The organism is Paraburkholderia bengalensis, from assembly GCF_037126505.1.
Lineage (GTDB): Bacteria > Pseudomonadota > Gammaproteobacteria > Burkholderiales > Burkholderiaceae > Paraburkholderia > Paraburkholderia bengalensis.
Window position 1 is genome coordinate 1 of record NZ_JACFYJ010000159.1, and the last position, 12,358, is coordinate 12,358.

Annotated in this window: 9 protein-coding genes and 3 pseudogenes; 2 read left to right on the forward strand and 10 right to left on the reverse strand. The window is 59.0% G+C overall.

Annotation, left to right across the window (positions count from 1 at the left end; all coding sequences use genetic code 11):
• Positions 1–204: 204 nt before the first annotated feature.
• Positions 205–546, reverse strand: coding sequence for a hypothetical protein (locus H3V53_RS40865; RefSeq protein ID WP_336602686.1), 342 nt, complete (start codon positions 544–546; stop codon positions 205–207).
• A gap of 72 nt (positions 547–618) precedes the next feature.
• Here H3V53_RS40865 and H3V53_RS40870 point away from each other — a divergent pair.
• Positions 619–1,272: pseudogene (locus H3V53_RS40870) on the forward strand (IS110 family RNA-guided transposase); the annotation flags it as partial.
• A 187-nt stretch (positions 1,273–1,459) separates the two neighbouring features.
• On the opposite strand, the gene H3V53_RS40875 reads toward H3V53_RS40870, so the two are convergent.
• The 7 genes and pseudogenes from H3V53_RS40875 to H3V53_RS40905 all read right to left on the reverse strand — a co-directional run.
• Positions 1,460–2,686: a hypothetical protein gene (locus H3V53_RS40875; protein ID WP_336602687.1), complete on the reverse strand. Its 1,227-nt coding sequence runs from the start codon at positions 2,684–2,686 to the stop codon at positions 1,460–1,462.
• Positions 2,655–3,458 carry a hypothetical protein gene (locus H3V53_RS40880; RefSeq protein ID WP_336602688.1) on the reverse strand — a complete coding sequence of 268 codons (804 nt, stop codon included), beginning with the start codon at positions 3,456–3,458 and terminating at the stop codon, positions 2,655–2,657. The genes H3V53_RS40875 and H3V53_RS40880 overlap by 32 nt, the downstream gene beginning before the upstream one ends.
• 51 nt (positions 3,459–3,509) lie before the next feature.
• Positions 3,510–4,490, reverse strand: coding sequence for a hypothetical protein (locus H3V53_RS40885; protein WP_336602689.1), 981 nt, complete (start codon positions 4,488–4,490; stop codon positions 3,510–3,512).
• A 741-nt stretch (positions 4,491–5,231) separates the two neighbouring features.
• Positions 5,232–5,651 carry a hypothetical protein gene (locus tag H3V53_RS40890; RefSeq protein ID WP_336602690.1) on the reverse strand — a complete coding sequence of 140 codons (420 nt, stop codon included), beginning with the start codon at positions 5,649–5,651 and terminating at the stop codon, positions 5,232–5,234.
• Positions 5,652–5,663: 12 nt separating this feature from the next.
• Positions 5,664–6,101: a hypothetical protein gene (locus H3V53_RS40895; RefSeq protein ID WP_336602691.1), complete on the reverse strand. Its 438-nt coding sequence runs from the start codon at positions 6,099–6,101 to the stop codon at positions 5,664–5,666.
• Positions 6,098–6,223 carry an ESPR-type extended signal peptide-containing protein gene (locus H3V53_RS40900; protein WP_336602692.1) on the reverse strand — a complete coding sequence of 42 codons (126 nt, stop codon included), beginning with the start codon at positions 6,221–6,223 and terminating at the stop codon, positions 6,098–6,100. The genes H3V53_RS40895 and H3V53_RS40900 overlap by 4 nt, the downstream gene beginning before the upstream one ends.
• A 380-nt stretch (positions 6,224–6,603) precedes the next feature.
• Positions 6,604–9,387 (reverse strand): annotated as a pseudogene (locus H3V53_RS40905) (Tn3 family transposase); the annotation flags it as partial.
• Positions 9,388–9,456: 69 nt separating this feature from the next.
• Here H3V53_RS40905 and H3V53_RS40910 point away from each other — a divergent pair.
• Positions 9,457–10,272 carry an IS3 family transposase gene (locus tag H3V53_RS40910; RefSeq protein WP_336602694.1) on the forward strand — a complete coding sequence of 272 codons (816 nt, stop codon included), beginning with the start codon at positions 9,457–9,459 and terminating at the stop codon, positions 10,270–10,272.
• Positions 10,273–10,774: 502 nt separating this feature from the next.
• Here the strand turns inward: H3V53_RS40910 and H3V53_RS40915 are convergent.
• Positions 10,775–11,344, reverse strand: coding sequence for a VOC family protein (locus tag H3V53_RS40915; protein ID WP_336602693.1), 570 nt, complete (start codon positions 11,342–11,344; stop codon positions 10,775–10,777).
• Positions 11,345–12,198: 854 nt separating this feature from the next.
• Positions 12,199–12,358: pseudogene (locus tag H3V53_RS40920) on the reverse strand (carboxymuconolactone decarboxylase family protein); the annotation flags it as partial.

A 12,358-nucleotide genomic window follows, 5' to 3' on the forward strand; every position in this document is an offset into this window, starting at 1 on the left:
CACTGCGTGAGTTGAAACCCCGAGATAGAGATTTCTAACCCCGCAAAAGCGGACATCTGAACTTGGCTGGACAGCGGACATTTGAATCTGGCTTTGACACGTATGTAAGAGCAATATGAGAATGTCGTGTTCTAGCAAGATACAAATGTCGTGTTTTGCCGGTGCTGGCAAGCTGGCGGCTCTCTGCACGCATGCGGGAGCCGCTCATGAAGGCTGGCGCACTCGTGACATTGAACATGCGCGAACTCGATCGTTTGAAGGGACCGGGCGCCGGCCTGTACGCTGCTGGTGTACGTGGACGTGCCCGGCCTCGTAGCTCACCACGATTCTCGTATCTGAAGGGAGTGACCACTTATCCCTGTAGGCCGTCAGCAGGTCCAGAACAGCCTGCAAACGCGCTGCCGAGTGGGGCTCGGTGATTGTGTGTATCGCGGGTCGGTCACGTCGACCATCATGCAGCGCAATTTTCCATTTCGCGCCAGCCAATTCCAGTGAGGCGGCCAGAATGATCTCAACCTGGGCGTTTTCCACTTGATTTGCGCGCATGATCTCCTCCTTGGGCTGGTAACGACAAGTTGATAGTATCGATCGGTTCGTAGGACCCTTCGTCATAGGATCTGTGGCAGCGCCCATCACTGGGCCCGCGTCCTGGCGCGACTTGGCCACGACGTGCGGCTCATCGCAGCGCAGTTCGTGCGGCCGTTCGTGAAGTCGAACAAGAATGACGCAGCCGACGCTGCGGCGATCTGGGAAGCCGCCCAGCGTCCGGGCATGCGGTTCGTGGCCGTCAAGACCGAAGACCAGCAGGCCATGCTCGCAATGCACCGCATCCGCCAGCAACTGGTCCGCATTCGCGTCATGCAGGTCAACTAGCTTCGTGGACTGCTCTATGAATTCGGAGTCGTCCTGCCTCAGGGGCGCCGGGCATCAATCGAGGCCGCCAAACTCGCGCTGACCTCACTGGCCGACCAACTGCCAGCTATGCTCGCTGACAGCCTGCAGGATCAATTCTCACGACTTCGTGAACTCGACGAGCAGATCGCACGCATCGAACAACGCATTCTCGAATGGCGCCGTGACGATGACGCATGCAGACGCATCTCGGAGATACCTGGCGTTGGCGTACTCACCGCCACGGCAGCGGTCTCCGTGATCGGACAGGCAAACACATTCAGATCGGGCCGCGAGTTTGCCGCCTACCTCGGTCTGGTGCCACGACAGAACAGCTCCGGCGGCAAGACAAAGCTGTGCGGTATCAGCAAACGAGGCGATGTGCGGAAGACTGAACGCGAGCGCAGCGGCAGCAAGCAGGCCGGCGCCGATCAGGATGTACCGGTATCGGGAGAACCACGTCTCCAGATCCTTCGGGTCGACTGTGAGTAGGATCACGGCCGCCACGATGGCAATCCCCGCAATGGCAATCAGGCACCGGCCCAGGATATGTTTCTTCAACGTCAACTCAAAGTTCCTTTTGCGAGGCATCAGGTTGTGCGGGACCGACCATGCACAAATGCAGCGGCTCGGAATCCTTCTCCCGCCACGCAATGAGCTGCGGGCCGCCCGTCTCCAACGCTTCCAGCGCGGTGGCCAGCGCAATCCAGCTACTTGCCGGCCCGGGTTCGCCCACGATGTCATCGAAGGGCCGTTCGATCAGCGGCGTCTTCGGATCTGAAGTTAGCGACGAGGTGATCCCCGCCGATTCGTCCGTACATCCCGTGAGCCACGCGTGCGTGATGCGATCAGGCGCAATCTGTATTTGGACGAGTTGCTTCAGATCGGCGTCGAGTGTCGCGGTCGTCGAAGTCATGGGACGAAAAACCTGACCTGCGTGCGCGTCGCTTCGCTCGACGAGTAACGCCGCGGCACCTTCACTGAAGGCATGCTCCGTCTTGCCGTCAGGCCACATTTGCGCCGCAATGACGAGCTGGGGCGCAGCGCCGACGAGATCGACCTGTTGCGCGAGAAACGGCGCGCAACCGACTGCCGGCTCGGCATCGATGCCGAACTTGCACCTCGGCGCGATCTTGCCCAACGCATTCCGGGCGTCCTCTTTCCACGCGTCGACGGATGCCATCGAAGCTTCGTCAAGCAGCAGCCGGACCGACATTTCCTGCCGTGCAGCCAGGGTCGCGTGCAATCCGCTCGCGATCAGACCGAGCAGCTTCGTGCGTCGCCATGTCTCTGCTTTGCCGTTCGACCATGCGAAGCCCTTCGCGCGCCCCCTGTTCACCGGCAGATCCGCGCCGACAACACCCAGTTGCGCCGGAGGAACAGGCACCGGCAGAACCGCCAGCGCAGCCGTGACGCGAACGTCACGACGAGACCAGGCTCGCCAGAGTGACATGATTCGTCGCTGCTCACGCTCAGCTTCTTCTACAATCGTCTGTTCGCGTTCCCAACGATTCAACCGAATTCCAAGCGCCAAAGTACAGCTGACCAGCGGCACGCCAATAAGCAGCGCCCAGAATTGAACGCCCTGCGTTGACTTGCCGTGCGGCCAAAGCAGCAGCACAGCGCCTGCCGTGCCGAGTGCCAGCGCAACCAGGCCCGGCAGCCAGACACGGAGATCGAGCGGTTTCGGATATGAAATCGGCGTCAGCGTTGGAATCGGCCATGACATAGAGGGAAAACCCAAAGAAGATGCGTGCACTGCCCTAGTGCTGTTGCGGCTGGGATGCCCGATCAACCAGTCCTTGCGCCTGGTTAATCAGGCGTGCGTATTCCTTCTGCGATGGCAATTTTTTCGCAAAGCATTGCTCGAAATTGATAGTGCCCTGTTGACTCAATGCTTTGCACGCCGGAATAGCATTGACCTGTACGCCTTCGGTCAGGATATAGATGCGATCGTCCTGCATAACAGCTACTGCGATACTGCCGGGAGGATTCGGTGCCGGGTCGTCTTGCCCCAATGCAAACAGGATGACCCTTGTGGTTGAGCCTCCAGCTCGAGCAGTTACGGGGATTTCACCATATGCGTATACGGCCGCATCATCACTGAGGATGGCTGTCGCGTTGTAAAAGTCCTCAGTCCCCAGCGCTCGCTCGAGACTCGAAAATTGCTTGATATCTTTACGATGCATCGCCAACCAGGCCCGCATTAACGGGACCGTTGTCACGAAAAGTCGCGTCTTAGTATCGAGCGAAGTCACTGCGATTCCATCCAGTCCTTCGTACTGGCCGTCGGACCGCGATCCAATAACGCTCTCGCCGCTTCTGGGAAAGCCCTTTACGTTGACCGGGCCCACGAGCCTTTGTAATTTGATCCGCACGTCTTGCATCGACTTATCGGCGGCCCGACTCAACCGCTCGTTCCCCTGATCGGCGTACGTCGCGTGAACAGCCTCGACGGCTTTGTTTCGCGAGGCGATATAATCCCGAACGGATGCTCCGGAATAGGCCGAAATTGCCGTCGCCAAAAGAGCGATCCCAGCAACAATTTTTAAGAACCTATTTTTCATGTGATTTTGGATGGCCTATAGAAATTTTATTTCTCGAATGCCAATCGAATTCTAACTTCCGCCGTATTCTTTCAGGTACTTATTGAAATCAGCCTTCATATCGGCCATCGTGTAGCCTTGGTCTTGCCCCCCTCCCGGAAGCGACGGCCATTGCCGCTTACGGAGCAGACTCACAGCTTGATCGATGTCACCCTGCCGTATGTAACCCAAGGCACTGGGAACCGGAGGATATTCCGGTTTCGGACCATAGCGCCCCGGCTCCCCCTCCATCAACCACACCGCATAGCGGTCTTGGGTCTGAGGACTGAAGTCTGAAGGTAACGCGCCAGTGTTCAGAGCGTGTCCTCGGTTCCAAGATGATCGGGCGATCTGGTATGCACCTTGGTGATCTTCCGCTTTTTGGGGGTTGGGCGGATAGGTTGAAAAATCTTTGATTCCATTCTGGATCTTGTACACCCCTTGCGTTGCGAAATAAGTTTTTTCATCGCCGAATGCAAAAAATGCTTTGGCCTCCCGTGACCGGATGATCTTCAAAAAGGCTTTCATGCGCGCAAGGGCGAGCGGATCGAAAAATCCTGGCTTTCGGTAGACCCCGCTCACTTCATAGAAGTGCGTCCCCCCACCTCCACTGAAGCAGAGATAGTTTCGCTTGAAGTCGCTGACGTAGTAGTGGTAGGTGCGTATGTCAATGTGACCGGGCTGGCCACGACCATCGGCCGTTTCCGCGTCGCCCTTTACGTGGTAGACGATCACATCGCCAGGCAGTGCCCATCTCGCATCTGGAAGCTGATCGGTGACATTCACGAATCCCTGGGACACCAAGAATTCTCCCGCCACCTTCGCGTAGCTACCGCCCGCTGCGTCAAAATCCCCTTTTTTGTTTTCTACAAACTTGATCGCGTTGCCTCGCCAGAGCGCGATCTTCACGTACATGTAGCATTGGCCTTTCGATAGTTTGGAAGGCTTGCTTCCATACGTGATCGAACCATCTGCGATCTTCTTCAGATTGACGACCGTGGCCGACGACGGCATTGAGTGCTCCGTCTGGCCCTCCGCAATGGGTAATCAGGGATTGCACCGCAGATAGATCTTTTGGTGCACTATTCGTGTTGGCGCCTCCTGGCTTCGCTGGCGGCTGTGTTTTCGGCGGGACGGCTTTCCCTGCCACCGGATTCGAATCGAACCCAAAGAGGTCTTCAATGAAGTGCCACGCTGCATGTACCTTGTGACTTGCCCAGTCCGTGAATGTCTCGGCCGGTGCAGCCTGCGGATGCCCCAGTTTGTCGCGCGTTGAGGCTGTGGCCGTTGACGGCGCAGATTTGCCTGAGCCGCCTTTGGTCGTCGTGGTGCCCTTGGGAGGCAACGGAGTCGTCGATGGCTTTGTCGAAATGGCGGCCGGCGTCGGGGACGACGCCGCAGCTGGCTTCCCGCTCGTAGCCTTTGTCGTTTCGGTATTACCCGACGTCGCAGCTGCCGGAGTGTTGCCGCTTTCGGTACTCGGCGCACTCGAAGCCGTATCCGTTGACGGACCTTGGGATGAATAGGCCGGATGCGATTGTGAATCACCTGTGTCACTGGCGGGTGACGACGGTTCCCGGGCAGCATCGTCGGACGAGCCGCCGTGCTGCTGGGTCTCGCTTTCCAGTACCATGCTTCCACTCATCAGTGTCGCCGACGTGTCGGCTGTCGGCACCGTATAACAGGCGACCTGTTTGTAAATACCGCTGTCCGTCAATACCGAAACCGTGCAATCCGATCCCGCGGAGAACGACCTCACCGGGGTGGCCTTACACCATCGCCATCCGTCATACCGTCGATGACCGAACCGTCTGATTCAAACCGGTATTTGAGCCCCTTGATCGGCGAGCCGTCCAGCCCCACAAACACGTGATCGAGTACAGGCGCCTCTGACTGCGCGTCAGGCGCCGAAGCAGTGTCCTGCGATGACGTTGCTTCATTGGACGACGCATTCGCAGCAGTCTGTGTCATCGGAGATTGGTCGGCCTGGGCCGCCGCCGCGGTGGTGGTGTTGTCTCCCGATTGGGTTGCGCCCACCGATGTGGCCGTGGTTGCCGATGCAGCAACGCCCGTCGTCGCCGTATCCTCAACGGTCGCCTGAGCGGTGGAAGCGGCAGCATTGACCGGGAGAACTGTTGTTGATCCCGTTACTGCATCGTCCAAAGTCGTAGCCATACGCTCGCTTCCTTATTCCTGAGGCTCGTTGTCGATCTCGGCGTGCTTTGAGTCTAGGAACAGACGCCAAGGATCGTTGCCGATGTGGTATTTCAGCTTTGAAGGCTGTTTGGTAAACGTCCGCCCTGTACTTCCGGCTTCGTCCAGCATGCCGCTGTCAAAAATTCGGCCGGTGGAGTCTTTCACCTTGTACGGAATATGGTGGAGAGGAAGCGAGAATTCCTTGCCGAGCAACGGACTGACATCGAGCCGCTGGCTGAACATTTCAGCGCTGGCGGCGACAGGCCATTGCGGAATCGGCAAATTCAGAGACTGCGCCCCCTGCTTCTGGATGGTGAGGACTTTCAGGAACAGGTCGCCGGGCCCGCCCAGCGTGATATTGCCGTCCGCGATCTTGATGAATGCGCCGCCGCTTTCGAGAATGATTTCCTTCGCGGCCGAGAGGTTCAAAATGTCGCACGGACGGTCATTTCTCCCTGATTGCCCGTGCCGACGCCCGCAGCCGTCTCCGCGACGGCCACGAGCATGCCCCGGAGTCTGCTGTACACCAGCCGGTAGATCCTGTTGTTCATTTTTTTTATTCGCACTGCTTATGGGAAAGACGCCGAACTGTGCCGGAAATCCGGATCAGCGAAAGTGAAGAATTGTCACCGCCGCTTGAGCAGTGGACCGAAGGCTACGGCAGTGTCACGCGTCGATGCCCCTTCGCCGCTGTCCCGTAGCAGGAGCCGCGCGACGCAGAATATCGGAAAGAGCTACGCAAGACTGTCAGCAAGTGTCAGATCCGCCACGCTTTTGACAAAAGATCACAGTTCTTCAGACTGATCTGATGGGGCCGCACGCGAATCATGCGTAGCGCATGGCTACGGGCTTATCAGTGTATTGAACATCAAGAGGATTGCCAGGGAAGCCGATGCCTTCGTGCCGACACACCATTGATCCCGGCGCTCAACTATCGCCCGCGCGCACTCTGCGAGTCCGACGACACCCTCGTGACAATGAGACTTGGCATGAGCCGATCCGCGTACTCGGCGATCGGAAAATCGAAGGTGCCGCGCAAATTGATCCCCTCAAGTGAGGTCGGTGCGATGCTGCGCAGATAGCGAGGCTCGACCGGCTGGTCACCGATCTGCTCGATCACGTCGAGCGCCTGCTGCATATGCAGGGTGTTCCACGCCATGACGGCGTTGGTCAACAACGTCAGGGCGGACGAGACGGCGATCATCGAATGGCGGTGACGCGTGAGTTCGATGGGAATCTTGCCTTGATGGATTGCGCGCTGCACGTTGTGGACCGCCTCGCCACGGTTGAGCGCGTGCTGCAGTTCGCCGCGAAACGCCGGTACGGTGAAGTAGTCGATCAGGAAGATCGACCGGAACAGCCGTCCAAGTTGTACACCACCCTCGTATAGGGGCTGTCCGCGTGCCGCCGAACCAAAGCGCGTTAGCGCCTCAACCGCGGTGCGATGTCCACTTTGCACTGACGCCGCAACGCGGATGAATTCATCCCAGATGGCCTCAATCGCTTCGAGTTTCACGTCACGATCGGCAACCGGCAAGAGTCGCGCCGGTATCGCATGTCCCACCGGCACGTGCAGCCGGCGATCCCGCAGATGGGCAAGCCGGGGGCACAGGTCAAAGCCCAGAGCCCGGGCGAGCCCCATCGCGAAATCGGTATACCCGTGCGTGTCAACGGCGAGCAACGTCACGTCGTCCGTGCTGTCCTGCCGGATCACGCCTTCGATTGCGACGCCCGCCTGTCGCTCATTGAGCACGATCGGCTGATCGTAGAAAATGCCCCGGCGGTCCCGCATATGAGTATAGACACCGATCGAGGCTGTGCGACGCCGCGGATCGGCGCGGGCCTGCCAGACGGTTCGCGTGGTTTCCAGCAAGACCATGTCCGACGAGGCGAGGTCGGCACGGCCCCAGTGTTCTGCAATCGGATGCCGGTGCATGAACTCGAGCACTGCGTCGGCAGCCTGACGCAGCATACGCTCGTCGGCGATACGGTTCATCATCTGCCGGATTGCGCTCGCCGACAGTTCAGGCACCATGCGCGCGATATCAGCAGCCGTCATGGACGTGCCGTGCGCGAGGACGGCGGCGTAGACCATCAGCAGTTCGGCGCGCGAGCGCGGTTCGCGTCCGAGCAGGACCCAGCTGAAACGCACGGCGCTATCGATTTCGAGAATGATCCTCGGCAACTGTCCGTCGGGCCGAGGTTCGAGAATCGCGCGACGCAACGCTTCGAGTGCGGCATCGTGTGGCTGGGCACTGAGAGGACCGATGTGGACGGCGGCGTCAATACGCACCTCGCCGCTTGCGACCGCCCCGTGCAGACGTTCAAGGCTCGCATCGAGATGTTCGATGACCGGCGCGAGAAAGTCTTTCGGGTTTTGCGGCAGCTCAAGATGGCCGTAGTAGTGATTGCGCCTGGCCTGCCACTCGTCGTCGGAAATCAGCATCGTGGCCTGGCTGCGAAACTCAAAGCTGTGAGCGACGAAGACCGATCCATTGCGCAAGGCAACGCGCAGTGCGAAAAGCGTTGCCCACTCGAAGGCGAGCAGCGCCAGGTTTCGGTCTTCGCTTTCGATCGTGCGGCGCCAAGCTTTGCCGAGATGAATCGCAGTGCCTTCGGGCAGCTCGGTCGATTTGTCCGCGTACAGTCGGCGAAGCAACGCCAGCGCGTCGATGACGGGATGTGCGCCTTGTGCGTCGAACGGCAGCGATAACAGCTTGACGAGCATGGCTCGGGCCATGCGCCGCTTCGAAACCAGTTGCGCACGCATGAGGCTCGTGCGCCTCGGCGTGTCCTGCTTCAGCGCCGCATCAGCCAGCGCGCAAAGCCGCTCGACCATCTCATCGCGTGACAGGGTCACGTCTGTGGCAATTGCCCTGACTGCCTCCGCCAGATCGCGCACCTGGGCCTTGAGATCCTGCCGGGTTGCGGCCACCCGGCTGTTGGCCTCGTTGATCGCCTTGCGAATCCAGCGGCCCAGCATCGACAGCAGCTGGTCGGTCGTTGTGCAAAGCGCATACCGCATGAAGCATGCAACTTCCAGCCGCCGTGTGTCCTGCTGGATGCGCCGGCTGACCGACGGCTTGCGACTCGCGCAGCGGCGGGCAAAATGGCGCACTGCCGCCTCATTGCATGCCGATGGCCAGTCGCGATGTACACCGAGTTCCACAAGCCGGTCGATCTTGCGAAACAGGTCGTTCATCTGATGCGTTGAATTGCGCAGCGGCACCGACCACAGCCACTGCTGGAGGCTGGCGAATGATCCGTGCGGCTGTGCCAGCAACGAACCCCATCTATCCAGCATGTCTTCGCCGAAGCTCTGCGCCAGGCTGGCAACCAGGGCAGATTCAACATCGCGTGCAGCCTGCACAAGCAGCAGTTTGAGCGCGCGCTCCTGCTGGATCAGGATGCGATGCTCGTAAAGCCAGCGCTTGAGTTCGTGCATCAGATCGGCCCGGTTCGGACGCCCCGATAGCCGCTCCTTCAGCCAGCGTACAACGTAGCGGCGCTGATGCTCGGCCATCGGTACAAAGCCGAGCGTCTCGTAGGCGAGCACCTGATGATCGAAAAGCGTACGCGCCCGAGTCTCATAAAGAGTGCGAAGTGTTCCAAGATCTGGAAGCCAGTCGCCAGTGTTCCATCGTCGTCCGCTCCGCAAACGCAAGAGGGACCGACCAGCGTAGCCGGAAAATAACAGTAAGGCAACGGACAATCGTCAGAACACGGCGGCATGCGGCTGACGACCAACCCGAAACAGCAACCCCATGATTTTCAATAACATATTATCGGAGGCAGACCGCAAACCACTGTCGTAGCTAGAGCGCGCTACCGTCGTAATCTGCATGGAAATCACGGGGTACCTGACCACGAAGGCCGGCAACGGATGCGCGAGCTGGCGCAGGATCGGCCACGGTTTGGCTCGCCCCGCCTGCATGTCTTGCTACGGCGGCAGGGCCTGGTCGAGAACCACAAGCGCACTGAGCGGCTGTACCGCTCAGAAGGTCTGTCGCTTCGCCTGAAACGACGAGAGAAGCGGCCAGGTCATTTGCGCGTGGTCATGCAAACGCCGAACGGCGCAGACGAAAGCTGGGCAATGGACTTTGTTGCTGACGCACTGGTGCATGGTCGACGCATTCGCATGTTGACCATCATCGACGCATGGAATCGTGAGTGTCCGCACATCGAGGTCGACTTCTCACTGACGGGTGTTCGCGTGGCGCGCGTGCCTGAGCAGCTACGCCAGCAGGGGCGGCGCCCGGGTCCGATTCAGGTTGATAACGGTCCGGAGTTCGTCAGCAAGGCGCTCGACGCATGGGCGCACGAACATGGCGTCAGACTGCAGTTCATCCGTCCGGGTAAGCCGGTGGAAAACGCGCACATCGAGAGCTTCAACGGCCGACTGCGCGAGGAGTGTTTGAACCAGCAAGCGTTCGTCAGCCTGGACGATGCACGCAAACGAATCGAAGCGTGGTGCACGGACTACAATTCGGTGCGCCCGCATAGTGCCTTGGGGCAACTGGCGCCGGACCAATTCCGGCAACTGCATCAACCGAAAACCGGCGAGACCACTAACTTACGAATGGTATACTCGGCGGGGTAAGGTCACAGGCCCGGGAAGCCTTGTAAGATTTTCAGTTTGCGGGGGTTGGGTAAAAATAGCCATCTTCCGTAGCACGTCGCCCGGCGCGACCTTGACGCTCGCAGGTCGAGCGAGCTTTTGCAGCACCAAAACCTCCGAATCGCCGTCGACTCAGTGAAGGCCCGCGCACCGCCTCGCCCGGTGCGCATGCTAACGCACGCGTGACGCCACCGCATGGTACCGTTTCGTCGACGATCAACCCCGCGGCGAGCGGTCCATGGTAATGCGTACGAGCCGCATCGACGGCGAGAAATTCATCGCCGACCCGCGCAACCAGCACCGAGTCCTCGCCGACAAGCCCGGCCAGCAGCCCTGTTTTGCCGACGACGCGATCAGCACGCCCTGGCCTAGATCGGGACCGTTTGCGCTCGAACCATTATTGGACATTTCGTCCTCTACAAGCGCCTGGCAAAATTGTGACCGTCAGTGCTTCCCCACTCGGATTAAAAGCACTGCTCGAGCGTCAGTCCGTTGAAGTCGCATGAATCGCTCTTACCACCTCATCAGTGAACCTGACGTCACCGACTTCCAGATCTGCCGACAATCGTGCGGTAACCTCCTGGAGTACCCATCTGTTGCCGTCAGGGTCCTCAAATGAAGCGTATGAGGCGTAACTTTTCCGCTGTGGATTGAGGCCCGCGACAACACCTTTCCCGTCTGCGTGGTGGAACACGCCACCTGAATCGTGATAGGGCTCGCCGACGTCGACGCCACGGCGGAGCAGTTCGCGGCGCACTGCAACGATGTCGTCAACGATAACATGGACTGACTGCAACGAACCCGGTACTGCCCGCGTGATGTTCTTTCCGAACATCACCGAGCACGCCGACCCCGGGGGCGTGAACTGGATCACGCGATACCCGTCGTCGCCCTTGTAATCCAGATCAAGGCGCCAGCCCAGATTCGCATAGAAGCGTTTCGCACGGTCAACGTCCGACACGGGCACAATAATGATCTCAATCTTCATGTCCAACACGCCGGTGCTCGAATGATGGCCTGATTGCATTTCTTCGCCCAAATCGTAGTTGCTCATATCGATTCCTTAAGTTATCCAAAAAACGTCAGATTCGTGCGGCAAAGGCGTCCCTCTGCAAAGGGACTTTAGACCATCGAGAAGTGGCGGCGACGGGCACACATACCATCGTATTATCGACATATACAATGATCGATCGGAATGTAGCGCTATGTGCCCGCACCAAGGGTTAGCCGCCTGATTAGTGGACGAGTCGAACAATCCCTTGAAGCTGACCGAGCAGGATCACAACGATGTCCTGGTTGATCCCAGGCAGGATGGCGTGCGTTGCTCGCCGAAATTAATCGAGGCGAAGCCTGACGCTGATCGCGTTCGAATCCGTCCAAATACGGCTAGAGGCACTCAAGGTCAGCGCAGCCAGACCCTTTGGCGAGACGCTCGTCCTCTCTGTGGATGCATTGCCCCTCGTGCTTTCCGGACACGAAGAGGACTCGATCGCCAAGAAAACCTTATGTCGATGATGGATCTACATGGGGTCGCCGCTAGCAGCGTAGCCATTGCTGTGGAAACGATAGTGCGTCGAAATTTCTTCAGATACAGGAGGCGCATCATGGCATCGACTGAGCTGCGTCGCGTGCCAGTTCGCTGTCGGAGATCACGACGTCCGAACTGCTATGGGCCGTCTTCGCAATTTGGAGGCCCGGCTCAGGCGCTCGGTCAGCGGCACGCACGTTGGGCGCTCGAAGGGACACCAAGATCAGGATCAGAAGCACTGCGCAAGCCGTACTCAAAAAGCTACGGATTTTCATAGTCCAATTCCTTCTCAACGAGCGGATTTCTGCTGTCGTCCTGTGCGGCGAGTGATAGCTATGACATTGCCACGCGGATATTCACGCTGTGCTGCACCGTGCCGTTTACTGGTCCATCACGGCCTGAGGCATGTTCCGGAAGCTGATTGCCATCCGGTTATACGTGTTCATCAGGCTGATCGCGATGGTCAGGTCAACCAGTTCGCGCTCATTGAACACGGCGCGGGCTGCCTCGTAGGCTACGTCCGGTACACCGGTCTGTGCC

Coding starts and splice junctions, on each gene's coding strand:
- H3V53_RS40865 (WP_336602686.1), bottom strand. CDS start 546: ATGCGCGCAAATCAAGTGGAAAACGCCCAGGTTGAGATCATTCTGGCC.
- H3V53_RS40880 (WP_336602688.1), bottom strand. CDS start 3,458: ATGAAAAATAGGTTCTTAAAAATTGTTGCTGGGATCGCTCTTTTGGCG.
- H3V53_RS40885 (WP_336602689.1), bottom strand. CDS start 4,490: ATGCCGTCGTCGGCCACGGTCGTCAATCTGAAGAAGATCGCAGATGGT.
- H3V53_RS40890 (WP_336602690.1), bottom strand. CDS start 5,651: ATGGCTACGACTTTGGACGATGCAGTAACGGGATCAACAACAGTTCTC.
- H3V53_RS40900 (WP_336602692.1), bottom strand. CDS start 6,223: ATGAACAACAGGATCTACCGGCTGGTGTACAGCAGACTCCGGGGCATG.
- H3V53_RS40915 (WP_336602693.1), bottom strand. CDS start 11,344: ATGAGCAACTACGATTTGGGCGAAGAAATGCAATCAGGCCATCATTCG.